This is a genomic window from Empedobacter sp. UBA3475 (genome assembly GCF_002378465.1).
Lineage (GTDB): Bacteria > Bacteroidota > Bacteroidia > Flavobacteriales > Weeksellaceae > Empedobacter > Empedobacter falsenii_B.
Genome location: NZ_DFRA01000021.1, coordinates 65,891 through 89,417, shown reverse-complemented (window position 1 = coordinate 89,417; position 23,527 = coordinate 65,891). Strand labels below are relative to the sequence as shown.

Below are 23,527 nucleotides of genomic sequence, written 5' to 3'. Positions count from 1 at the left end.
GCAAAATTACGATAATAATTAGGATTTAGGATTCACGAAGTTTGATTTATGATTTTTTATAATGATTTTCAATCCTAAAACAATGATTTTGAAACAAAATGTCGAGTTAAAAATCAAAATGATGTATTTTTGCATCTTTAAAAGAAAGATTTAGAAAAAATGGCAATTCAAAAACCATCGATTCCAAAAGGGACAAGAGATTTCTCGCCTTTAGAAGTGAATCGTCGTCAATATATTATCAACACGATTAAAAAACAATTCGTTTTGTTCGGATTTTCTCCAATCGAAACTCCATCATTCGAAAATTTATCAACTTTAACAGGTAAATATGGAGAAGAAGGAGACCGTTTAATTTTCAAGATTTTGAATTCTGGAGATTATTTAGCAAAAGTTGATTCGCAATTGTTAACAGATAGAAATAGTCAAAAAGTAATTTCGCAAATTTCAGAAAAAGCATTGCGCTACGATTTAACTGTGCCTTTCGCACGTTATGTGGTGCAACATCAGAATGAAATTACATTCCCTTTCAAACGTTACCAAATTCAACCAGTTTGGCGTGCCGATCGTCCTCAAAAAGGTCGTTTCCGTGAGTTTTTTCAATGTGATGCAGATGTTGTAGGTTCGGATTCGTTGTTACAAGAAGTTGATTTTGTACAATTATATGATTCAGTTTTTACAGAATTAAAAACGCCAGTTGAAATTCATATCAACAACCGTAAAATTTTGTCAGGTTTAGCAGAAGTAGCAGATATTTCGGCTCAATTGATTGATTTTACTGTGGCTTTAGATAAGTTGGATAAAATTGGTGAAGAAGCGGTAAAAGAAGAAATGCGTGGAAAAGGAATTTCTGATTCTGCGATTGAAATTTTATCACCTTTATTCTCAATGAATGGAGATTATAAAACACAATTTGCTCAATTAAAAGAAATTTTAAAATCTTCGGAAACAGGATTAAAAGGAATTGAAGAATTAGAATTTGTTTTTGAAAATACAACAAATATTGGTTTACAATCGGCTGAATTAGTTTTGAACTTGACGTTAGCACGTGGTTTAGATTATTATACAGGAGCTATTTTCGAAGTGAAAGCGAAAATCGGAGAATTCTCTTCATCTATTGGTGGAGGAGGTCGCTACGATGATTTGACAGGAATTTTCGGATTGAAAGATATTTCTGGAGTTGGAATTTCTTTTGGATTAGATCGTACGTATTTAGTTTTAGAAGAAAATAATTTATTCCCAGCTTTAGAAGATTCAACAAATATTCAAGCGTTGTTCATTAATTTCGGAACGAAAGAAGCTGCTGAGGCAATGAAATTGGTAAAACAATTACGTCAAAGTGGAATTAATACAGAGGTTTATCCTGATGATGCAAAAATGAAAAAGCAGATGGGATATGCTGATAAAAAAGGAATTAAGAAAGTAATTCTTTTAGGTGAAAAAGAAATTGCAGAGCAAAAAGCGACGGTAAAAGATATGATTTCGGGAGAACAAACCGAAGTTGCTTTTGTTGATTTGGCTAATGCATTGTCTTAATATGACTTAATTCAAATCTATTCAATATATTTGCAAACTATTTAATCAAGAATATAAAATGAGTTTATTAACAGTTGGTACAGTTGCCTTTGATAAATTAGAATCTCCTTTCGGAAAAACAGATAAAATCTTAGGTGGTGCCGCTACATATATCGGTATGGCGTCTTCTTTATTGGGCGTGGATACTGCAATCGTTTCAGTTGTTGGTGGAGATTTTCCACAAGAATACATCGATTTATTAATTTCAAAAGGAATTAATTTAGATGGAATGGAAATCGTAAAAGAAGGAAAAACATTCTTTTGGGAAGGTAAATACCATAATGATTTGAACACACGTGATACGTTAGCAACAGAATTGAATGTTTTAGAAACGTTTAATCCAATTGTTCCTCAAGATCGCAAATCTCCAGACGTTTTGATGTTAGGAAACTTACATCCATTGGTACAAAAAGGAGTGTTGACACAATTAGATAATCGTCCAGGTTTGGTTGTTTTAGATACAATGAACTTTTGGATGGATTGTGCTTGGAATGAGTTGATGGATGTGATCAAAGATGTTGATGTAATTTCTATTAATGACGAAGAAGCGCGTCAAATGTCAGGTGAATATAGTTTAGTGAAAGCTGCTAAAAAAATCATGACATTCGGACCAAAAACAGTTATCATCAAAAAAGGTGAACATGGAGCTTTATTATTCCAAGAAGAACAAGTTTTCTTTGCACCAGCTTTACCATTAGAAGATGTTTTCGATCCAACAGGAGCAGGAGATACATTTGCAGGAGGTTTCTCCGGATACTTAGCAAAAACAAACGATTTTTCTTTCGATAACATGAAACGTGCAATTGTTTACGGATCTGCATTAGCATCTGTAACATGTGAAAAATTCGGTACTGAATCATTAGGAGATTTAACACGTGATGGTTTAGCTGAACGTTTGAAAGAATTCAAAAAATTAATGGATTTCTCAATTAATTTATAAGAGAATTATTCATCAAAATATTTAAAGCCTTGCATTTGCAAGGCTTTTTTGTTTTATATTAGATTGTAAATTATTTATATGCAGATTATTCTTGAAATAATTTTTATTGCGATTAGTGAACTTATAATAGAAATTTTTGGAATACGATTTCGATATATTATTTTAAAACTATTTAATCCAAAGTTAAATTTTGAGGAATTTTCTCAAAATGAATCAGGTTGGCATAAATTTTATAATGCAGTAGTAGGTTTGTTAATTCTAATTGGATTAATATTTGGTGTTGCTTTCTTATATTTTAATTAAAATGAAAAACAAAATTATACATCTTCTCATATTGGCATTTTCCTCTTTACTTTCTGGAATAATGATTTCGAAAATGTCATTCATCGGTAAAATAGGAATCACAATTATTTACAACGAATATACGATCCTGAAATCGTGGTGGAAAACAGCCTTGTTATTATTCGCTATACAAGCTGTTATTTTTATTGTATTATCCATTTGGAATGAGAAAACAACGAAACGTTTTAAACGTTTGTTATTGCCTCTCATTTTCCTTTTTATGGGAATTATTGGATTAATTTATTGCTATTACGATTTTACTGAAACCTCACATCGTTTATTGAAAAAGACGTTCCATTTCGGATTTTATATTTTTTGGTTCACATGGTTTGGGAATTGTATATTTTTTACGACAAAAAACTCTCAAAAAGTAGAAGAAATTCCGCAAGAAACAGAAGTGTATTAAAATAAAAAGCTCATCAAATTTTGATGAGCTTTTGCTTTTGTGACCGAGACAGGATTCAAACCTGTAACCTCTTGAGCCGTAATCAAGTGCGCTATTCAGTTGCGCCACTCGGCCATTCCGGATAAGAAACTATTGTTCTTATTTTGGACTGCAAATATAAAGACTATTTTTGAATCTGCAAATATTTTTTTAAATAAAATTATCCTCGATCTCTATCGCTTATGAGCATCATCATAAAACTCAAAACAAAAAGTGTATCATTTTCGGATGATTGATATTGATTTAATTTAAATTTTCGTCCAAAGAATGAAGGTTCTTTTGATACTTCCATCATTTCTCTTCCTTGTAAATCAGTTAAAACATATTTTGGATTGAAAATATAACCTGAGAAAAATCCTACAACGGGAATTTCTCCAACCATTCCGTCCATCATACGCGTAAAACCACTACGTTCGTTGATTGTAAATAAATGATTATCATTTGCGTCGTAAATATGAAAAGTCGCTTTCCAAAAGGATTTGAAAGTTTTTCGTTTTGCTTTACCAACAACATTTCCGTTCGCATCTGTAATGGTAAAAGTTTGTTGAAAATCGATGATTTTATTCGAACGAAGTTGAAAAAGTTCTTCTTTTTTCGATGAATCACGGTAGATTTTAATCACATCTCGCCACGAAAGAATTTTTTCGCGTACATAAAACACAGGTTGATTATTAGCATCTGTTACAGAAAAATCATTGGAAAAAGTTGCAATATGAAACTTTATATCAAGCGGAAATTTTAGGTTGTTTAAATTCATAAGTATTGAGTAATTTTTATCAAAAATAGATTTTTTTCTGACATAAAAAAAGGTTCAGAATTTCTGAACCTTAAGTTTATAAATAATTTCTTACTTCATCTAAATGTGTAATTGTAGGAACATCATCCATCGAAAAATTATCATCTAATCGATCAAAGAAAATCGCTGACATTCCGAAAGCTTTTGCGCCAACAGCATCCGCAATCCAATCGTCACCAATGTAAATTGATTCATCTTTTTTAGCACCAGATTTTTCCATTGCCAAAGAAAAAATACGAGGATCAGGTTTCAAGATTTTGATTTCGTCTGCATAAGTCACCGTATCAAAAAAACCATTTAATTCTGATGTTTCAATTTTACGTTTCGAAACTTCGATAAATCCATTTGTGATAATGTGTAATTGATATTTTGGTTTCAAATAATCCAACAATTCCATTGCTCCATCCACCACTTCATTGTAATTGGTAATCGTTTCCATGTATTCATCTTCAAAAATCTTTGCTAGAGCATCATTATCAATCCCAAGATTATCAAAAGCTTCTTTGAAACGACGAGCACGTAATTCTTCTTTTGTAATTTTTTTGTCACGAATCAAAGCCCAAAGACCTTCGTTGCTATCGTGATAAAATGGATGAAATTCCTCGAATGTAAAACCATATCTATTTTCTACATCATACTTTTTGTAAAGCTCATCTAGCGCGAATTTTGCATTTTTTCTGAAATCCCAAAGTGTGTTATCAAGATCGAAAAAAACGTGTTTTATTGTGTTCATAAATGCAAAGCTAAGGATTTTATGTAGATTTGCTGATGAAGAAAATATCAATTGAAAGCGAAGTTAGAAAAATTTAAAACGAAGAATGCCAAAGGTGTTTTGTCTTTGTTGGTAGGTAACACAATTGCGCAAGTGATTATGTTTATTGGCGGAATTATTTTGGCTCGAATTTATGGTCCAGAAGCATCGGGAACTTACAATGCTTTTTTGAGTTTTGTGGCCATTCTTTCTATTTTGACAACATTTCGTTTAGAGAATATTTTCGTGATTTCGAAATCATCGAAAGCGATTAGAAATTTGTTTACAACCTTATTATTAGTGAGTAGTATTGTAACGATTTTATTCTTTTTGGGTTATGCTATTTTAGAAAAAATTTTCACATTCAAAACCTCCTTATTTATTGTTTTCTTAAGTTGTGTTGCAGGGGTATTTACAGCTTGGAACAATGTACAAAATACGTTGTTTACAAAGTATAAATTATTCAAAAGTATTTCGACTGGATTTGTGATTAATGCGTTGTTTTCGGTTTTTTTTCAGTTCATTTTTTATTGGATAGGCTACAAAGAAACAGGATTGATTTATGGAACAATTTTCGGAACTATTTTGTCTTGTGCATATTATTTTTCAATTACAAAAGGACGATTTTCTTCCATTGACTTTGGGTTGGCTAAACGAACAATTTCTAAGAACAAAGAAATCATAAAATATACATTACCCTCAGAATCGTTGAATGCAATTGCTAACAATTTATTGCCAATTATGATCGCGATTTATTTCTTGAAAGAAGATGTAGCTTTTGTGGGAAATTCAGCTAAAGTTTTGGTTGTTCCTTTGACGTTGCTTTCCAATTCGATGTCGAAAGTTTTCTTTCAGAAATCTGCTGCAATGATTGATCATCGTTCACATCAATTATATGATTTATCGAAAAAAGTGGTGCTGTACAATGTTGGAGCAATTGCTGTTTTTCTTTTGTTGATGAATTGTATCGGAATTTTTATTCTCGAGTGGATGCTTGGACCAGAATGGCGAGGTCTGCATATTATGACGTGGATACTTTCATTTTGGATTTTGTGTCGTTCTGCAATGAATCCTATTCAGCAAATAGTTGTGGTTATCAAGAAAAATCATTACGCACTATACTTCAATATTTATTTGGTTTTCGTCACATTGATTACTTGTGTGATTGGCGGACTAAATAAAAACATACTTTTGACGTTATCTCTATATTCTTTCTTTGCAGGAATGGGCTATTTGGTTCAACTTTACTTTGTAATGAAAGAACTGAAACGTTATAAAAAGTTAGGTGAATAATTCGAGAAAAAATATTTTAGCTTTAGCATCTTGGTATCCGAGTAGAATTTTTTTAGATAATGGAGATTTTATTCAGCGCCATTTACGTTCTATCTCTACTTTAAATAATGTGACGCTTGTTCATGCAGTAAAAGATGAAAATTTAAAATCTAATTTTGAAATAGATGATTCTATCAACCAAAATGTAAGGGAAATAATTGTTTATTTTAAACCATCTTTTTTTCGTCCGTTTAATTTAATCAAACAATTTATAGCTTTTCTGAAAGGAGTTTCTTTGGTTAATAATTTTGATATAATTCATCTCAATGTTGTTTATCCAGCTGGTTTAGTTGCTTTGTTTTTGAAAAATAAATACAAAAAACCAATAGTTTTAACAGAGCATTGGACAGGATTTTCTCCAGAACGTTTTATTTCATTTCCATTTTACAAGAAGTTTTTAATTAAAAAAATACTTAGAAAGGTAGATGTTTTAACGCCTGTTTCAAATGATTTAGCACAGAAAATACTTAAAATTTATCCTATAACAATTGTAAAAATTATTCCAAATGTTGTGGATGTAGAATTGTTTTCGGTAAAAGAAGATTGTAAAATAAAAAGAATAACTTTTTTACATCTTTCGCATTTAGAAAATGAACATAAAAATATTTTAGGAATGTTGAATGTTGTTAAAAAGTTAGTTGATAATGGCTATGATTTTGAATTTCAGATTGGAGGAAATGGAGATTTAACTTTGATTAATAATTTTGTTGAAGAAAATAATTTGTCTGCTTTTGTAAAATCTTTTGGGCGATTACAACATTTTGAAGTGAATCAAAAGATGAAAAATGTGAATTGTTTTGTACTTTTTAGTAATTATGAAAATCAACCTTGTGTACAAATAGAAGCTTTTGCTTCGGGAATTCCTGTTATCGCAAGTGATGTTGGTGGAATTAAAGAATTTATGCCAAATAATTTTGGATTTATTGTGAATAAAAATGATGAATCAGCACTTTATAAAGCAATGGTTGAGGTGATAGAAGGTTATGAATTTGCAACACCAAAGGAATTAAATAATTATGTTTTGAATAATTTTTCTAAGGAAGAAATTGCTCAACAATTTGATGATGTCTACACGAAAGTTTTAGAATGAAAGATTTAATCAAATTCATACAATCCTTTTTACAAAACAATGGTTTTTACGTTTTTTTATCTTTTGTGGTAGAAAAATTAGTGATGTTGATTAATACCATTTTCATTGTAAAAATGATTCCTCAAGATGAATTTGGTCGTATAACACTTATCGCATCTATCATTGGGTTTGTTACGCCATGGAATGGATTAGGTTCATTACAGGTTTTGATGAAATTTGGTGCTGGTGAAGAAAATGAACAAACACGTAAAGACCTAAGTCGAAAATTATTTAGAAATGGTGTTATTAATCAGCTTATTTTATGTAGTCTTTTTATTGTAATTGCTAATTTTTATGCCATAAAATTTGATCATTTATTGTGGATTATTCTCTTGTTTTCTGTTCGTCTTTTGGGCTTATTTTTCCAATCACATCTTACAATTGATTATCGTATAAATGGTTTTAATAAAAAGTTTGCTTCATTAAATATATTGATTAACTGTTTGGGACTGATTTTTACATTTTTCTTAACCATCAACTTTGGAGCAATTGGTTATATGATTTCGCTGGCGATTACACCTTTTATTAGTTTATTTTTCTATTCTAAAACAATTTTACAACAATCAATAAGTGGTTTAAGTGAAATGAATTGGAAAATGATGTGGAAATATGGAAGAATGGAATCTTTGGCTTATTTCGCTTCAGAGTTATTGTTTTCGATTGATATTGGAATGATTGCGATTTTTATGACAGATAAAGATATTGCTTTGTATAAAGTTGCGATTCTTTTGCCTATGAATTTATTATTTATTCCGACTATATTATTTCAAACCGATTTTCCTCGAATTATTAAAAATAGTCAGAACAAGGATTTTCTGAAATTTTATATAAAAAATTATTATAAGCTATTCATTCCTATAGGAATTAGTATTCTTTTAGGAAGTTATTTTCTTAGAGATTTTATAATCGAGTTATTTTTCAATAAAAGTTATTTAACTGGTGGTACAGTTTTTTTTATTGCAACAATAGCAGTTGTTTTAGCAATGTTGTTTAGAGTATTATACATTAACTTGAATAGTACAATAGGAAGATCAGATTGGAATGTAAGAGTATCAATCCTCTCAATTGTTTGTTTAGTTATTTTTGATGCGCTATTAATTCCTTTTTATGGAATAGAAGGAGCAGCTTTAGGTATGTTAATAACTTTCTTAATTTCTGGATTATACGCATATTATTTGTTTAATAAGTATTTAAAAAATATTTAAAAATGTCATTATCAAAAAAAATATCAAAATTTATAAATGGATTTTTTCAAATTTGTAAGAATCCTTGGTTATTAAATATTATCATTGACCAAAATGAAAATTGGGAAAAGAAAACGCCAAATCATTATAAGAAAGGACTAAATCAAGTTTCTTTAGATCAATTATTTCCAAATTTTGACGGAAAATTAGATACAGTTGCTTTTTTAGATGGCGGTTCTTTGATTACAGATTTATTACTGCTGAAAAATGCGTGTAAAGAATTTGAACAATGTAAATATTTCGAAATTGGAACTTGGAGAGGAGAAAGTATTGTTAATTTGATTGATGTTGCTGATGATTTGAATACGTTAGATTTAGATACAAAGGATTATAAAACGTATAACTTTTCACAAGATTATGAAAATGCACATGGTTTTTTTATAAAAGATAAATCTAAAATAAAACAACATTTAGGAGACTCGACTAAATTTGATTTTTCAGGATTGAATAAAAAATTTGATGTAATTTTTATCGATGGAAATCATCGTTTTGATTTTGTAGTTTCGGATACAAAAAATGTTTTTGAACATCTGATTCATGAAAACTCTATCGTTATTTGGCATGATTATGCATTCTCGCCAGAAAAGATACGTTTTGAAATATTGAATGCAATTATAAAAGGAGTTCCTAAACAATTTCATAAAAATCTATATCATGTAGAAAATACAATGTGTGCTATTTATACACCAAAGAATTATGAAGGAAATATTCTTAAACTTTACGATAATCCAAAGAGAATTTTTTCTATAGATTTAAGAATTAATTAATGAGAAACAACATGCTTCTGTAGTAGTTTCTGAATATAAAATTTATAACGATTCTTTTTTATAAAAATTGCTGGGTTAGAAATACAATTATCCATCGGAAGTCGCTGAATATTTGTTGAAATCTCATCGTTTTTTATTCCTGCCGTACCAAATGTAAAATCGGATTTTATAGTATTAAAAAAGTTTATAGAAACTCCATCATCTGTAAAAGGAAAAGAAAAAACTCGATAATCCAAATTAAACTTTTGTTGGATAAAATCTAAACTTTCATTTGTCTCTATAAGTTGTTGTTCAAAAGAAATATCGCGATAATAAGGATGATTCATTGAATGTGCGCCAATTGTAAAGCCTTGATGAATTAATGCTTTAATTTCATTTTCATTCAAATAAATTTCAACATCATTTAGTTTTATTTCTTGTTTTAAAATTAATGAATTAATTTTTTTAAGATCATGAATAGAATAATTTAAAAGTTCTTTTTTAAGGTTATTGTCTGTAATGTTTTCTAAAATGAAAGCAACTTTATACCGATAAAAAACTTCTTGATTGTCAATAAAATTTGGATTGATAAAAAAAGTTGCATCTAAATTTCGTTCTTTTAATATTGGAGCAATTATAGAGTAACATTGTTTCAAACCATCATCAAAACTAAGATGAAAGTAATTTTCTTGAGGAATAGAACCATTTTTTTCGTATAAATCAATTAATTCAATCATAGAAATATTGACATAATTTTTCTGAAAAAAATCTAATTCACGTTGAAATTGATCAATAGATTTTAATGGATATAATTGATCGATATGAATTAATCTTTTATCTGAAACTGTATGGTAAAAAGGAAATATATTTTTTTTGAATAAATTTAATATCATAAAATAGCAGTCTTAACGTTTGTAAGTAATGAATGCAATTAAAACATTTTATAAAAAAATATTTTCCGAAAAGATAAGAATTAATAATAGAAAAAATTTAAAGAAATTGAATGGATTATTTCTGAAAGGAAATAATTTTTATTGTAATTGTTGCGAACAATCTTTTTCTAAGTTTTTGGATAAATCAAACGGTATAGATAACCGAGAAAATGCTGAATGTCCAAATTGTGGTTCATTAGAAAGGACAAGAGTTTTGTTAGAGTTTATAAAAAATGAAACAGATTTATTGGTTAAACCGAATAAATTATTGCATATTGCTCCAGAAGACGCATTGAAAAATATTTTTAAACAGACCGATAATTTACGTTATATCAATGCTGATATTAACATTAATCTTGCTGATGAAGAAATGGATATTACTTCAATAAATTATCCTGATAACACATTTGATTATATAATTTGTTGTCATGTTTTAGGGCATATTCCAAACGAAAAAAAGGCAATTGATGAATTGTTTCGCGTTCTAAAAAAAGGAGGAAAAGCTTTGATTCAAACTCCTATTCATCCAATAAATAATACGTTTGAAAATGCTGAATTTAAGACAGAAGAAGAACGATTAAAAAATTATGGCGAAAAAGATTTATTGAGATTGCATGGACAGGACTTTCAAGAAAGATTAAAACGTGAAAATATAATTGTCGAAAAAATAGATTATCGAAATAAAATTGATCATAATTTAGCAAAGAAACTTTCTGTTGGAAATGGCTATCGTGAATTAATTTTTCTTTGTCAAAAAGTCTAAATTAGAATAGTTTGTATAATGATTTTTTATAGCACCAAAACCTTGCATAAATTTAGCTATAGAAGGAATCATAGAACCTTCGAAATCAAGTGTTAATTCTGAATTAGAAAAGTTTTTGATAATGTAATCTATTATGTAAGCTGATCCAAAATTACTTTTTGAATTCTTATTTCTTGCAAAAGCAAAATTATAAACTCGATTTTTAGAAATCATGATTAGTTGACAACCAATTAAATTTTCTTCTTGATCAAAAATTTCATAAATATTAATAATTTTTTGATTAAATAAACTTTGAATTTTTTCTTGCGAATAGTTTATTAAATTATTTGCGATCAAATATTCATAAGATGAATTTATTTTGAAAAATCGATTTAATTGAGTAACTTTTTCAATGTTATAATTGGATTTTTCTACTTTACGAATTTCATTTTTTCTATTTCTACTGTAATTTGAAAATAAAATTTCATAATCTTGATTCAAATCTAAAATATAATTAACCTTTTTCTGTCCCTTCGGTTCAAACATCTCTGTATTTTCCTCATTAAAAGCATAAGCTCTCACTAAATTTCGATGTAGTTTTTTCTCAAAAAGTTGAAAAGTTTCTTTTGAGAAATTTTCTTGATGAAAAACTCCTAATTGTTGACAATAAATTGGTTGTGTAATAAATTTTATACCAATTTTTTTTGTATATGGCAAAGGCATTATGGCTTCATAATCGTTCAAAACATAACAATCCCAATTGTTTTCAACTAAAGCATCCAAATAAAAAACTTCGGCATAAATGCGGTAATTCACCGATTTGTTGAGACATTCGGTATATTTATTAACATCTAATTTTTTTCGAGAAACTCTTTTTATCATTTAAAAATACTTTCGTAAACTTTTCGCCATTCAGTCCAATCTTCGTTCAAGTTTGATTGGTGGAATAATGTTATAAACGTTCCGTTTGTGGCTTTAATTGTTTGTTTCAATCGTTTTATTTCCTCTAAAGCTTGTTGCGGTGTTAATTTTAAATAATTTTTCAATGTAACATCCATTGCGACAAAAGGATATATTTTTAACAATGTTTGTTGATTTCTTGATAAGTCAAACCATTTGAATGGAGTAGATGTTCCAGCTCTAAAGCCTAATTGATGTGGGAATCCCATGGTGTAATCTTCCAAAATTTCATTTATTAACAATTGTTGATAAGTGTAAGGGAAATTCAATTTAATGAAATGTTGACGTGATTTTTTTATCGGTTGATTGCTAATTTTTTCTAATCGATTAATTTCAATTGTTAATTTATTTTCATCAAAATTAGATTGATAAGAAGGGTGAATTCCAATTTTTGCCCAAGTTGAAATGTTATTTATTAAATTTTTTTGAGCATTATTTTTCCAATGATGATTTTTATCGAAAGTAGAATAATCGCCCAATAACCAAAAGAAAACTGTTTCGATTTGATGTTTTTCAGCTAAAACTTTCAAATAATCAAATGTATCGTAAGGATCTTTTTTTTGCTGATTTAAAATTTTGATTTGATTCTGAAATTCTTTGAAATCACCTTTTAAAATTTTCTTTGAAAGTGAACCAAATTTTATTTTAGGAGAATGATGAAGATATTTCCATGCATAATCTACGTCATGAGTATTAATCTGTTTGAAAACTCTCTGTTTAAAATAAATTTCAGGAAATTTAGACTTTATCTTTTTTTGAATTTCAATACAAATTTCATCTACAATTGGTTTCGAATAATCTAAATCCGAACCTAAAAAACGATTGTGTTTATCAAATTTTTCTGGTTTTGCAATGTATTCTTCATAACGAGAAAGCCAATAAAAACATTTCCCAAATTCGTTTAAAATTGAATAATCAACATTTTCTTGAATGGTAGTTTCCAATAAAATATCATCAACTTTATAATTGATTTCATTTTCTAAAAATTGATTTGAAAAGTTGATTTTTGGTAAAATTGATTGTGAAAACTCATCAAAATCTGTAGTCGTTTTGTAGTCAATTCCAGAAAAATTATGAAAAATAAAATCGAAAATATATTCAATTCGATTCGTTATTTTTTCTGTAAATATGATGATTTTTTGACTCAAAATAGTTTTCAATAAAGCTTAAAGATATCAAATTAGACCATCATCCGCAAATGAATAAAAATCTTTTTGAGAAACAATAATGTGATCTAAAACTTGAATATCTAAAAGAGTGGCACCTTCTTTTATTTTTCGAGTAATGTGTATATCAGACTGACTTGGAGTAAGATTTCCAGAAGGATGATTGTGAGAAAGTATCATTCCAGTTGCCATTAACTCTAAGGCACGTTTAAAAATTACTCGAATATCGACAGCGGTTTGATTAATTCCACCTCGTGAAATTTGCTCAGTTTTAATGATTCGATTTCCTTGATTGAGAAACATTACCCAAAATTCTTCGTTTGGTAAATCACCAATTTGTTGTTGTAAAATTATGGCTGCGTCTTTGCTTGAAGTAATTTTGTCGCGTTCTAAAATCTCTTGCGAATTTCGTCTTCTTCCAATTTCCATTGCTGTGATTATCGAAATTGCTTTTGCTTCTCCAACTCCTTTGAATTTGCATAAATCTACAATTGAATATTTTGCTAATTCATTCCAATTATTGTTTGCAGAATTTAAGATTCGTTTTGCTAACTCTACAGCGGATTCATCACGATTTCCACTTCCCATGATAATCGCTAACAATTCGGTATCAGAAAGTGACGAACGCCCTTTTAAAGCTAATTTTTCGCGAGGACGATCATCTTCATTCCAGTTTTTTATCGAATTTTTATTCTCTAAGTAATCCATTTATATAAGGGATTGATTTTGTATTTTACAATATAATAAAAAAAGCTCGAACAAATTTGTTCGAGCTTGATATTTAATGAAATAGTTTTTTTTATTTATTGACTTTTGCCCAAGTATCTTTAAGGGTAACTGTTCTATTGAAAATTAACTTTTCTGTAGAAGAATCACGATCTAAAGCAAAATATCCAATACGTTGAAACTGGAATTTATCCTCCACTTTGGCTTCTTTCAAAGCAGGCTCAGCAAAACCTTCTTTTACAGTTAAAGAATTTGGATTGACAAATTGTAAAAAGTCAACATCTTTCTCTGCATCTGGAGATTCAACTGTAAATAAACGATCATATTCTCGAACTTCGATCGGAATATTCTCTGTTGCAGAAACCCAATGCAACGTACCTTTTACTTTACGTTTAGAAGCTTCAGTTCCACTTCCAGACTTCGTTTCAGGATCGTAAGTTGCATAGATTGTTGTGATATTTCCTTCAGCATCTTTTTCTACTCTTTCAGCTTTAATGAAATATGCACCTTTCAAACGAACTTCGTTTCCTAATGATAAACGGAAGAATTTTTTAGGCGCTTCTTCCATAAAATCTTCACGTTCGATGTAGATTTCTCTTGTGAAAGGAACGATACGAGTTCCAGCTGTTTCATCTTCCGGATTATTCTCAATTTCTAATTCCTCCACTTGTCCTTCTGGATAATTTTCGATTACCACTTTCACTGGATCAATAACAGCAAAAACACGAGGAGCAATTTTATTTAAATGATCACGAACAGAGAATTCTAATAACGAAATATCCAATACATTATCACGTTTTGCAACACCGGCTGTATTCCAAAAATTCTTAATCGATTCTGGCGTATAACCGCGACGACGCAAACCTGAAATAGTAGGCATACGTGGATCGTCCCAACCTGTTACAACTTCTTCTTGAACCAATTTCATCAACTTACGTTTACTTGTAATCATGTACGAAACATTACCACGAGCAAATTCGCGTTGTTTTGGTTTTTGAGGTTGATTTGGTAGTTCCACATTGTTCGCGTACCATTCGTATAAATCGCGATGATTTTTGAATTCTAATGAACATAATGAGTGTGAAATTCCTTCGATATAATCAGATTCTCCATGCGTCCAATCGTACATTGGGTACATTTTCCAAGTGTCTCCAGTACGGTGATGAGGACGTTTCAAAATACGATACATAACAGGGTCGCGCATGTTCATATTAGGAGAAGTCATGTCTATTTTTGCACGTAAAACATGTGTTCCTTCTTCAAATTCTCCCGCTTTCATTCGTTCGAAAAGATCTAAATTTTCTTCAACAGAACGATTTCTATAAGGAGATTCAATTCCTGGTTCAAAAGGTGTTTTACGTTGTTCATTAATCACTTCTGAAGACTGGTCGTCGATGTACGCTTTTCCTTCTTTAATTAATTGAACAGCCCAATCGTAAAGCTGCTGGAAATAATCAGAAGCATAGCGTTCTTCAGCCCACTCGAAACCTAACCATTTCACATCTTCGCGGATAGAATCTACGAATTCTTGCTCTTCTTTGTCAGGATTAGTGTCATCAAAACGTAAGTTTACAGGCGCATTGTAACGCTGTCCTAAACCGAAGTTTAAGCAGATTGCTTTTGCATGCCCGATATGCAAATAACCATTTGGTTCTGGTGGGAAACGAAAACGTAAATTTTCTTTCGGCATCCCGTTGGCTAAATCATCTTCGATGATTTGCTCAATAAAATTCAATGATTTTTTTTCTTCTTCCATTTTTTAATTACGATTGAGTTTGCAAAGGTACGAAATTGACAATAAATATAATGTCGAAAATTCCGGATTTTACAATTAGAAAAATTCAATCAAAAAATAGAAGTAAATAAATGATTTATAATGGATAAGTTACCCCAAATAAATTTCCAATAATCCGTTTGGAATTTGGATAAGCATTGCTTTTTCGTTACGATTAACTTCTAAGATCCACTCATCAATCATCGGGATTAAGATTTCTTTTCCGTTTGCATCTACTTCAAAATAAGCTTGTGCAGCAGAATCGTTAACAGATTTTATCGTTCCAACTTCTGTATTTGTTTGATCATAAATCGTGAAACCAACAATTTCGTGGTAATAAAAATCTGTTCCAGAAAGTTCTGGTAATGATTTTAGAGGTAAATAAAGTTCGCGATTGATTAATTTGTCGACATCTTCGTCTTCAACATCTTCAAATTTTACTAATAATTTTGTGCCTTGATAAGGCTGAGAAGTTTCGAAAAAAAATGGAACCAGTGTACCATCTTGCTCGATGAACACTGCTTCCAAAGTATCGTATAATTCTGGTTCGTCTGTATCCAAGTGAATGATTAAATTACCTTTGAAACCATGTCTCTTTGTAACTTTACCTAAATAGTAGCAATCATTTTTTGTCATTTGGAACGTCTCTGAACTTAAAAATTATTCTTCTGTAGCAACTTCTTCAGTTGTACCTTCTGCTTCTTCAGCAGGAGTTTCTTCAACTTGTGCAGCAGCTTCAGCTTCCTGAGCAGCTTTTACACGAGCTTCATTAACAGCTTTTTCAGCTTCTAATGCAGCAGCTTTAGCAGCAGCAGCACCTGAAGTTAAACCGTCTTTTTTAGCTTGAACTTTTTCACCTTTAGCTTCTAACCAAGCGTCGAAACGTTTGTCAGCTTCTTCTTGAGAAAACGCACCTTTAGCAACACCACCTAATAAGTGTTTTTTCATAAAAGCACCTTTGTAAGATAATAAAGCTTTAGCAGTATTAGTTGGCTCAGCACCAGTTTGTAACCATTTTACAGCAGAATCAACATTTAATTCTACAGTTGCAGGGTTAGTAATTGGGTTGTAAGTACCTAATTTTTCGATGAAACGACCATCACGTTTTGCTCTTGAGTCAGCAACTACGATGTGAAAGAATGGTTTTCCTTTACGACCATGTCTTTGTAATCTAATTCTTGTAGCCATAGTATAACTAATTATTTTGGGAACTCGTCCCGTTTTACAAATTTGAGGTGCAAATATACAAAAAAATAATAATATGAATTAGAATTAGTATTCAGATATTAATTCTAATTTTATATAAATCAATTTCATGAAATATTTAACATTAATGATACTTACATTATTATTGTCATGTAAGACCAATTCTACTGAGCTTAATAAGAAAAATGATATAGACTCGGTGATTATTAATGATGACCATATTAAAATTAATGATACACTAATTATAAGAGATTCAACAATAACTCCTTCAATAATTAGTGAATAAAATTACATAAATAAACATAGTATGAAGAAAACATTTATTTTATTATTTACATTATTTGGATTGTCAGCTTCTTTTGCGCAGGATAATAATGCGATTTTTTATAAAAAACTGGAAGAGCAGCAATTAAAGAATGAACAGAAGTTTAATAGTCTACAGAATAAGAATGCTAAATCTGTAATTGTAGATCAATCAAAAGGAATTTCTAATCTCGCAGGTTTTATAGAAGATTCACCTTTTTTTTACCAAACTGATGATATTAGAGCAAATACAGGAGCGGGTATTACTGAGTTACAAAATGAAGGTATTAATGGTTTTGTTTTGAATGGGAAAGATGTTAGTGTACTAGTAATGGACGGAGGGGCAGCGCTAGGAACACATATTGAGTTTAGAGATCTTGATTATGGAAATTCAAGCAGATTATTTGATACCGAAAATGGAGCAACTGCAATATCTGATCATGCAACTTCTGTATCAGGTTTTATTGCAGCCGAAGGTAGAGCTTCATTTAATGGATACCCACAATATGCAGCTAAAGGAGTATTAACAAAAGCTAAAATAAAAAATAGCAGTTTTAATACAACAACAAATGGAAACAATATACAGAAGCTTTTAAATGCAAAAGAAAATTTATCTAATCATTCTTATGGTGTAAATTTAGGATGGGATAATTATTATTCTAAGACAGATAAATTAGGTCCTGGATGGTATTTTAATATGACAAATTATCAAGATTTAGTTAAGGACGCCAGTGCTACTTTGAGTGGATCTTATTATAGTTCTGATGCTGATTTTGACAAGACGGTTTATAATAATCCAAATTATATTGTTGTTAAATCAGCAGGTAATTATTATGGTTCGGGACCAGATGCCTCTGATACTAATCCAAAATTCCAATACAAAGATGGGATTTGGACACCTTTTACTGCATCGGAAGTAATACCTTCAAAAAATTGTATTAATGATGCATATTGTATTGGTTGGGGGTCATTGGCTAAAAATATCATTGTTGTAGGAGCGGTTAAATTACCGAATACTACTGATTATAAATTTACGACATTAACAAAAGATAATAGAGCAACATTTTCAAGTGTTGGACCTCGTAAAGATGGAGCAATTAAACCAGATATTTCTACTTATGGAGATTCTTTGATTGCTCCTTCATATGACTCATCAAATCCTACACAAAATAATGTATTTATTATAGGAAGTGGTACATCTTTTTCTGCACCAATTGTGACGGGGGCAATGGGAATGTTGACTCAGTTACAAAGATTAGTAAATAATAATTCTACATTTACTTTTTTTGGAGATGAAGCTAAAACACTACTTTTACATACTGCTGATGAGGCTGGAGATAATGATGGACCAGATATTTATTTTGGTTGGGGATTATTAAATACTAAAAAAGCAGCAGAGGTTTTATTAGATGATACAAAATTGTTTGAAAGAAAATCAAAAGTTTCAGGTACAGATATAGTGTATGAAATAACTTCCGATGGAACACCTTTGAAAGCAAGTATTTCCTGGATAGACCCAGAAGCAGCTTATTTTAAAAATATAAATGATTTATTTTATAATCAGTCTTCAAGATTGATTAATGATTTTGATTTAAGAGTAGTAGAAAGTTCTACAAATGTTACTTATTTTCCATGGAAATTAGATTTAAATAATGTTACTGGTCCTGCAATCAAAGGAGATAATACAGTAGATAATTATGAACAAGTTCTTATAAAGACTCCAACAAAAGGAGCAAAATATAAAGTTATTATTTCAAATAAAGGAAATTTAATAGATAACGCAGGAGTTAAAAAGAATCAGGATGTTACTGTATTGATAACAGGTAGAACAACTGGAGCTCTTAATACAGATGAGTTAGCTGTTGATAAATCGATTTCTGTTTATCCAACATTAGCAAAAGATATTGTAAATGTACAGACAACTGAAAAAATAACAGTTGTAGATATTTTTGATATGACCGGAAAAAAAGTTTCGTCTTCGGATAAGAAACAAATTAATATTTCAAATTTACCGACAGGTGTTTATATTATTAATATCAAAACAGATAAACAATCGGTTTCTAAGAAAATTGTAAAACAATAGAACAGTATTTTTTCTATTAATTTAAAACTTCAATAACATTGTTATTGAAGTTTTTTATTTTAGCGTGAAATAGATTATTAAAAAATGAACAAACAAGAAATACTTATTCAGACACAAGCTTATATCAAAAAAACTTTTTTAGATGAAGGAACAGGACACGATTATTTTCACATAGAACGTGTGGTGACAAATGCGAAGAAGATTTTAGAAACTGAAAATGCAGATTCTTTTTTGGTTGAATTAGCAGCTTGGACACATGATATCGGTGATTATAAATTGCATAATGGAGTTGATAAATCGGAGGAATTAATTAGAAAATTTTTAGAATCAATTCATGTAGAGGAAGAATCAATTCAGAAAGTATTGGAAATAGTCTCGCAAGTTTCATTTAGTAAAGGAAATAAACCAACAACTATCGAGGCTGAAATTGTGCAAGATGCTGATCGTTTAGATGCAATTGGAGCGGTTGGTATTGCGCGTTGTTTTGCATATGGCGGAAGTGTAGGTAGTATTTTATATAATCCGTACGATAATTCGAAAGACGCTTCTAGCGTGCAACATTTTTATGATAAATTATTTAAATTAAAAGAGTTGATGAATACCAAAACAGCAAAAGAAATTGCTTTAAAACGTCATCAGTATATGGAAAATTTTATCGAAGAATTTTATCAAGAAGTGAAATAATATTGTAACTTATTATTCATTTAATTATCCTTAATGCAACTAAAATTTACTCTAATTTATTTGTCACTTTTATTGATATGCAGTTGTGCTTCTGTCGAGAAATATAATGCAGATATTGATAAAGAGATTCCTGCGAATAAATTGAAAAAAGATGTAGATTTTGTTTATAAAAAACTAAAAAGATATCATCCAAAATTAGATTTATATACTTCTCAAGAACAAATTGATTATAAATTTGATAGTCTTAAAAAGTCAATTGATAAACCATTGAAACCAAATGATTTTTATGTCAAGTTTTTTCCGATTTTCGAAAGTTTAGAACATGGTCATACAGATATTTATCCGATATATAAACGATTAGAAAAGAGCAAGGAAAAAAAATACAAAGAATCTAAATCTGCTTTTAGTGATTATAGTTTTTTTTGGCAAAATGATTCAGTTTTTTTAGTGACAGATTACAGTAAAATCAATCCGATTAATCAAGGTTCAGTTTTGCTTTATATAGATAGTGTTTCTACAAAGTATTTATACGATAAATATAAAAAAAGTATTTATGGAGATGGTGAAAATCAAACTTTTTCGGATAATGTCTTTAACCGAACTTTTCTCAATTATTTTACTTTAGAAAATGGAATTAAAGATTCGGTTGAATTAACTTTTAAAATGGGGAATTCAATCATCCGAAAAAAAACATTTCGTACCTATCCAAAACCTAAAAATGATAAGATTTCAGAACTACCAAAAATTACAAAAGAGCAGAAAGAAGTTGAGCGAAAAGTTAGGATAAAACAAAAGAAATACGGCTATTCTAAAAGTTCCAAAACCTATTCCAAAGATTTGACTTTTCCTACGAACGACAGTACGATTGCGGTGTTAAAAGTAACTGATTTCAGGAAAGGAAAAATACGCGAACTATATAAAGAGGTTTTTACGGATATCAAGAATCATAAAGTTCAAAATTTAGTTCTTGATCTTCGCAACAATGGTGGTGGTTACCTAAAAGATTCGCACTATTTATACGCTTATTTGGTCGATGATTCCAAGGCATTTTTAGGTGAAAAAATCGTCGCGAACAAAACCTCTTTTGGCAAGTCGTTGTACAATCTTTTTCCCGTTTATTCCTATCCGTTGCTTTGGTTGGGATCGGGTTATACTTATTTTTCGACGTCAAAAAATGCTAAAAATGAATACGAATTGCACATGCCTTTTTCGCATGTCAAAATAGATAAAGAGCTCGTGTATCACCACAATTTGTATGTCATTATAAATGGTGGTTCTTACTCTGCTTCGGCGTTGATTTCGGCTAATCTTCAACTAAAAAATCGAGCATTTTTTGTAGGTGAAGAAACGGGAGGAGATTTTAATGGAACGGTTGCTGGGTTGATGCCAAAATTTACGTTGCCCAATTCCAAACTCAAAATTTCGGTTGGTACAGTTTATCTTTCTCCTATTGAAAAGCGAGATGAACAGGCGCATGGTGTTTATCCAAACCAAGTTATTCAACCTAATTTGCAAGATAAAATTAAGCGTACGGATGCTGAACTGAAATGGATTTTAAATGATATTAAAAAAGGAAATATCGAATACAATAAAGCTTTAAAAATATAAAATCATCTCCTGAATTAAGGAGATGATTTTTATATTTTTAGCGTTTGAGCGGGCTATTCGTTACAATCTTTTTTGTAGACACCGCGTCTACAAAAAAGGATTTCCACTACTATCCCTAACGCATTTTATTTTTTGTTGAAACTACAAAAAATAAAGTTCTGAATCGTATCAAATGGCGTTTTATGATCAATTGTAAAACATTCTATTTTCTCAAAATTAGCTTCAAAAGTTGAGGTTAACGACGTTTCATCATTTTGTTTTATTTCCAAACCACTACATTTTAATGGTCCATTTGTCGAAAAAGTTCCAATAACCATTTTTCCTTTTACAGCTTTCGAGACCAAATTTTGGTACTTTTTGATGTCATTTTCTTCTATTAAAAAATGAAAAACTGCTCTATCGTGCCAAATATCGTATTGTTCTGTAGGTTCAAATTCGGTGATATCAGCAACAATCCAAGTTACTTTTTCTGCATTATTTCCTAAACGCTTTTTTGCTCTTTCCAACGCATTTGCAGAAATATCCAAAACAGAAATATTTTCATATCCTTCTTCCAATAAAAAATCGACCAACTTACTATCTCCACCACCAATATCAATAATTTTAGCTGTTTTATCAGCTCCAAAAGAATGAATAAAATTTAAAGAAGTTTCTGGTTTTTCTTGTGTTCAACTCACTTCTTCTGGAGTTTTTACTTCATATATATGTTCCCAATGAGATTTTTTATTGTCGTTCATAGCTTTTGTATTTTGTTTAGGTGCAATTTCGACTTTTTATTTAAAATGAAGCATAACAAAAATTACAGAACTGAGTCTATTTTTTCTATAAAAAACACCTTTTACTAAATATAATGGTTATTATACACTTAAATAATTTAAGCTAAATTATTGATATTGCGAAAGTGCTGTTTTGGATAAATAAAATTGATTCAGAAACTTCTTTGTAAGGAGCATTTTTACGTTGAAACTGCATATCTAAATCACCATTTTTAAGTGTTATTTCTCAAGTTTTCGTTTAATCTTCTTGTAGTTTTTTGAACGAATAATTTTTCCTTTATCTGTAATCAAAAGAGCAGCGTAATCTTTTTGTTGATTGATAAAATTCAATCCTTTTTCTTTTCCTAAAACCATGATAGAAGTGCTAAAACCATTACACATTTCAGCATCCGTCCCAATAACTGTAACCCCTGTTAATCCTGTTGAAGGATAACCAGTTTTGGGATTAATAATGTGTGAATAGCGAACTTCATCAATCAAAATAAATTTTTCGTAATCACCAGAAGTCGTAACAGCAGCATTTTTCATTGAGAGAATATCCAACATTTTATGTCGATTAAATGGATTTGTAATTCCAATTTTCCAAGGTTCTCCATTTGGTTGATTTCCCCAAGTTGTCATATCACCAGAAGCATCAATTATACCCGCTTGTATTCCTAAGTCTTGCATGAAAGTTCGTGCTTTTTGTGCTGCATAACCTTTTCCTGTTGAACCAAAACCGATTTTCATTCCAGCTTTTTTTAAGAATATTGTTGAATTTTCTTCATCTAAAATAATGTTTTGATAACCGATTTTTTCGATGGCTTTTGAAATCTCTTCCTGAGTTGGAATCTTTTCCATTGAACCATCAAATTTCCATATTTTGTCCATTGCCGCAAAGCTAATGTCAAAAGCACCATCGGTTAGTTGCGAAAAATAAATCGCACGCTTTGTTAAGTCAAAAACTTCTCGATCTACTTTTATCGCCTTTATTCCTGCATTTTGATTGACAAGAGAAACTTGCGAAGTTGGTTTCCAGTCAGAAATCAAATTCTCAATTCTAATCATTTCATCAATTGCTTTATTGATGTTTTTTTCAACGGAAATAGAATCGGAATCAACCAATGTAATTTTGAATTTACTTCCCATTAAAATTGTATCTCTAACTCCAACCGTTTGAGCATTCATCGGAGTTAGAACATACAATAGTATAAAAGTGAATATATTTTTTAGAATGAATTTCATTTTGGTTTATTCATTTGTTATTCTGAGTTTATCGAAAAGTATAAAG

Annotated in this window: 22 protein-coding genes, 1 tRNA gene and 1 pseudogene; 12 read left to right on the top strand and 12 right to left on the bottom strand. The window is 30.0% G+C overall.

The window, feature by feature from the left end; genetic code table 11:
- The first annotated feature begins 159 nt into the window (after positions 1-159).
- From hisS to B3I31_RS05260, 4 genes are all read left to right on the top strand, one after another.
- On the top strand, positions 160-1,533 hold the full coding sequence (gene hisS, locus B3I31_RS05275; protein ID WP_291087693.1) for a histidine--tRNA ligase: 1,374 nt from the start codon (positions 160-162) through the stop codon (positions 1,531-1,533).
- Positions 1,534-1,591: 58 nt separating this feature from the next.
- Entirely contained in the window at positions 1,592-2,512 is a 921-nt protein-coding gene (locus tag B3I31_RS05270) for a PfkB family carbohydrate kinase (protein WP_180905348.1), read from the top strand.
- 78 nt (positions 2,513-2,590) lie between these two features.
- A complete protein-coding gene (locus B3I31_RS05265) occupies positions 2,591-2,815 on the top strand; it encodes a hypothetical protein (RefSeq protein WP_180905347.1) in 225 nt (74 codons plus the stop codon).
- A 1-nt stretch (position 2,816) separates the two neighbouring features.
- Complete coding sequence (locus tag B3I31_RS05260) at positions 2,817-3,260, top strand: hypothetical protein (protein WP_291087688.1); 444 nt, start codon at positions 2,817-2,819, stop codon at positions 3,258-3,260.
- A 40-nt stretch (positions 3,261-3,300) separates the two neighbouring features.
- Here the strand turns inward: B3I31_RS05260 and B3I31_RS05255 are convergent.
- The 3 genes and pseudogenes from B3I31_RS05255 to B3I31_RS05245 form a co-directional block, all read right to left on the bottom strand.
- Positions 3,301-3,374 (bottom strand) — tRNA-Arg (locus B3I31_RS05255).
- A gap of 85 nt (positions 3,375-3,459) precedes the next feature.
- A pseudogene (locus B3I31_RS05250) lies at positions 3,460-4,086 on the bottom strand (LURP-one-related family protein); the annotation flags it as partial.
- A gap of 46 nt (positions 4,087-4,132) precedes the next feature.
- Entirely contained in the window at positions 4,133-4,828 is a 696-nt protein-coding gene (locus tag B3I31_RS05245) for a YjjG family noncanonical pyrimidine nucleotidase (protein WP_286495339.1), read from the bottom strand.
- A gap of 51 nt (positions 4,829-4,879) precedes the next feature.
- Between B3I31_RS05245 and B3I31_RS05240 the strand changes: the two genes are divergently transcribed.
- Genes B3I31_RS05240 through B3I31_RS05225 form a run of 4 tightly spaced genes read left to right on the top strand, consistent with a single transcriptional unit; the run spans position 4,880 to position 9,318 of the window.
- On the top strand, positions 4,880-6,139 hold the full coding sequence (locus B3I31_RS05240; protein WP_291049752.1) for a lipopolysaccharide biosynthesis protein: 1,260 nt from the start codon (positions 4,880-4,882) through the stop codon (positions 6,137-6,139).
- Entirely contained in the window at positions 6,132-7,268 is a 1,137-nt protein-coding gene (locus B3I31_RS05235; protein WP_291053423.1) for a glycosyltransferase family 4 protein, read from the top strand. The genes B3I31_RS05240 and B3I31_RS05235 overlap by 8 nt, the downstream gene beginning before the upstream one ends.
- Positions 7,265-8,512: a polysaccharide biosynthesis C-terminal domain-containing protein gene (locus tag B3I31_RS05230; protein WP_280049013.1), complete on the top strand. Its 1,248-nt coding sequence runs from the start codon at positions 7,265-7,267 to the stop codon at positions 8,510-8,512. Before B3I31_RS05235 ends, B3I31_RS05230 begins: the two co-directional genes overlap by 4 nt.
- A gap of 2 nt (positions 8,513-8,514) precedes the next feature.
- Positions 8,515-9,318 (top strand): class I SAM-dependent methyltransferase, encoded by an 804-nt coding sequence (locus B3I31_RS05225; RefSeq protein ID WP_291087685.1) that lies wholly within the window; start codon positions 8,515-8,517, stop codon positions 9,316-9,318.
- Here B3I31_RS05225 and B3I31_RS05220 read toward each other — a convergent pair.
- A complete protein-coding gene (locus B3I31_RS05220; RefSeq protein WP_280051190.1) occupies positions 9,315-10,190 on the bottom strand; it encodes a polysaccharide deacetylase family protein in 876 nt (291 codons plus the stop codon). The two genes, B3I31_RS05225 and B3I31_RS05220, sit on opposite strands and share 4 nt — an antisense overlap.
- Before the next feature lie 106 nt (positions 10,191-10,296).
- Here B3I31_RS05220 and B3I31_RS05215 point away from each other — a divergent pair, with 106 nt between their 5' ends.
- Complete coding sequence (locus B3I31_RS05215; protein ID WP_185144150.1) at positions 10,297-10,992, top strand: class I SAM-dependent methyltransferase; 696 nt, start codon at positions 10,297-10,299, stop codon at positions 10,990-10,992.
- Here B3I31_RS05215 and B3I31_RS05210 read toward each other — a convergent pair.
- The 6 genes from B3I31_RS05210 to B3I31_RS05185 all read right to left on the bottom strand — a co-directional run bounded on the left by B3I31_RS05210 (position 10,966) and on the right by B3I31_RS05185 (position 16,785).
- On the bottom strand, positions 10,966-11,853 hold the full coding sequence (locus B3I31_RS05210) for a hypothetical protein (RefSeq protein WP_219033877.1): 888 nt from the start codon (positions 11,851-11,853) through the stop codon (positions 10,966-10,968). The two genes, B3I31_RS05215 and B3I31_RS05210, sit on opposite strands and share 27 nt — an antisense overlap.
- Entirely contained in the window at positions 11,850-13,079 is a 1,230-nt protein-coding gene (locus tag B3I31_RS05205) for a polysaccharide deacetylase family protein (RefSeq protein WP_125349538.1), read from the bottom strand. Before B3I31_RS05205 ends, B3I31_RS05210 begins: the two co-directional genes overlap by 4 nt.
- A 27-nt stretch (positions 13,080-13,106) precedes the next feature.
- Positions 13,107-13,805, bottom strand: a complete 699-nt coding sequence (gene radC, locus B3I31_RS05200) for a RadC family protein (protein ID WP_125349537.1) — start codon at positions 13,803-13,805, stop codon at positions 13,107-13,109.
- Positions 13,806-13,896: 91 nt separating this feature from the next.
- The gene (locus B3I31_RS05195) at positions 13,897-15,579 is read right to left on the bottom strand and encodes a glutamine--tRNA ligase/YqeY domain fusion protein (RefSeq protein WP_125349536.1); all 1,683 of its coding nucleotides are present in this window, start codon (positions 15,577-15,579) and stop codon (positions 13,897-13,899) included.
- A gap of 129 nt (positions 15,580-15,708) precedes the next feature.
- On the bottom strand, positions 15,709-16,233 hold the full coding sequence (rimM, locus tag B3I31_RS05190; RefSeq protein WP_280049017.1) for a ribosome maturation factor RimM: 525 nt from the start codon (positions 16,231-16,233) through the stop codon (positions 15,709-15,711).
- A gap of 24 nt (positions 16,234-16,257) precedes the next feature.
- Positions 16,258-16,785 carry a 30S ribosomal protein S16 gene (locus B3I31_RS05185; protein WP_180905332.1) on the bottom strand — a complete coding sequence of 176 codons (528 nt, stop codon included), beginning with the start codon at positions 16,783-16,785 and terminating at the stop codon, positions 16,258-16,260.
- A 325-nt stretch (positions 16,786-17,110) separates the two neighbouring features.
- On the opposite strand from B3I31_RS05185, the gene B3I31_RS05180 reads away from it, so the two are divergent.
- The 3 genes from B3I31_RS05180 (at position 17,111) to B3I31_RS05170 (ending at position 21,481) form a co-directional block, all read left to right on the top strand.
- The gene (locus tag B3I31_RS05180; RefSeq protein ID WP_286495331.1) at positions 17,111-19,189 is read left to right on the top strand and encodes a S8/S53 family peptidase; all 2,079 of its coding nucleotides are present in this window, start codon (positions 17,111-17,113) and stop codon (positions 19,187-19,189) included.
- Between the two features lie 84 nt (positions 19,190-19,273).
- Positions 19,274-19,873 (top strand): HD domain-containing protein, encoded by a 600-nt coding sequence (locus B3I31_RS05175; protein WP_219033870.1) that lies wholly within the window; start codon positions 19,274-19,276, stop codon positions 19,871-19,873.
- 33 nt (positions 19,874-19,906) lie between these two features.
- Positions 19,907-21,481, top strand: coding sequence for a S41 family peptidase (locus B3I31_RS05170; RefSeq protein WP_221854295.1), 1,575 nt, complete (start codon positions 19,907-19,909; stop codon positions 21,479-21,481).
- A 125-nt stretch (positions 21,482-21,606) separates the two neighbouring features.
- Here B3I31_RS05170 and B3I31_RS05165 read toward each other — a convergent pair whose 3' ends face one another.
- Together B3I31_RS05165 and B3I31_RS05160 are read right to left on the bottom strand one after the other, a co-directional pair.
- A complete protein-coding gene (locus tag B3I31_RS05165) occupies positions 21,607-22,116 on the bottom strand; it encodes a class I SAM-dependent methyltransferase (RefSeq protein WP_312027047.1) in 510 nt (169 codons plus the stop codon).
- A gap of 360 nt (positions 22,117-22,476) precedes the next feature.
- The gene (locus B3I31_RS05160) at positions 22,477-23,481 is read right to left on the bottom strand and encodes an FAD:protein FMN transferase (RefSeq protein WP_219033868.1); all 1,005 of its coding nucleotides are present in this window, start codon (positions 23,479-23,481) and stop codon (positions 22,477-22,479) included.
- Positions 23,482-23,527: the final 46 nt, after the last annotated feature.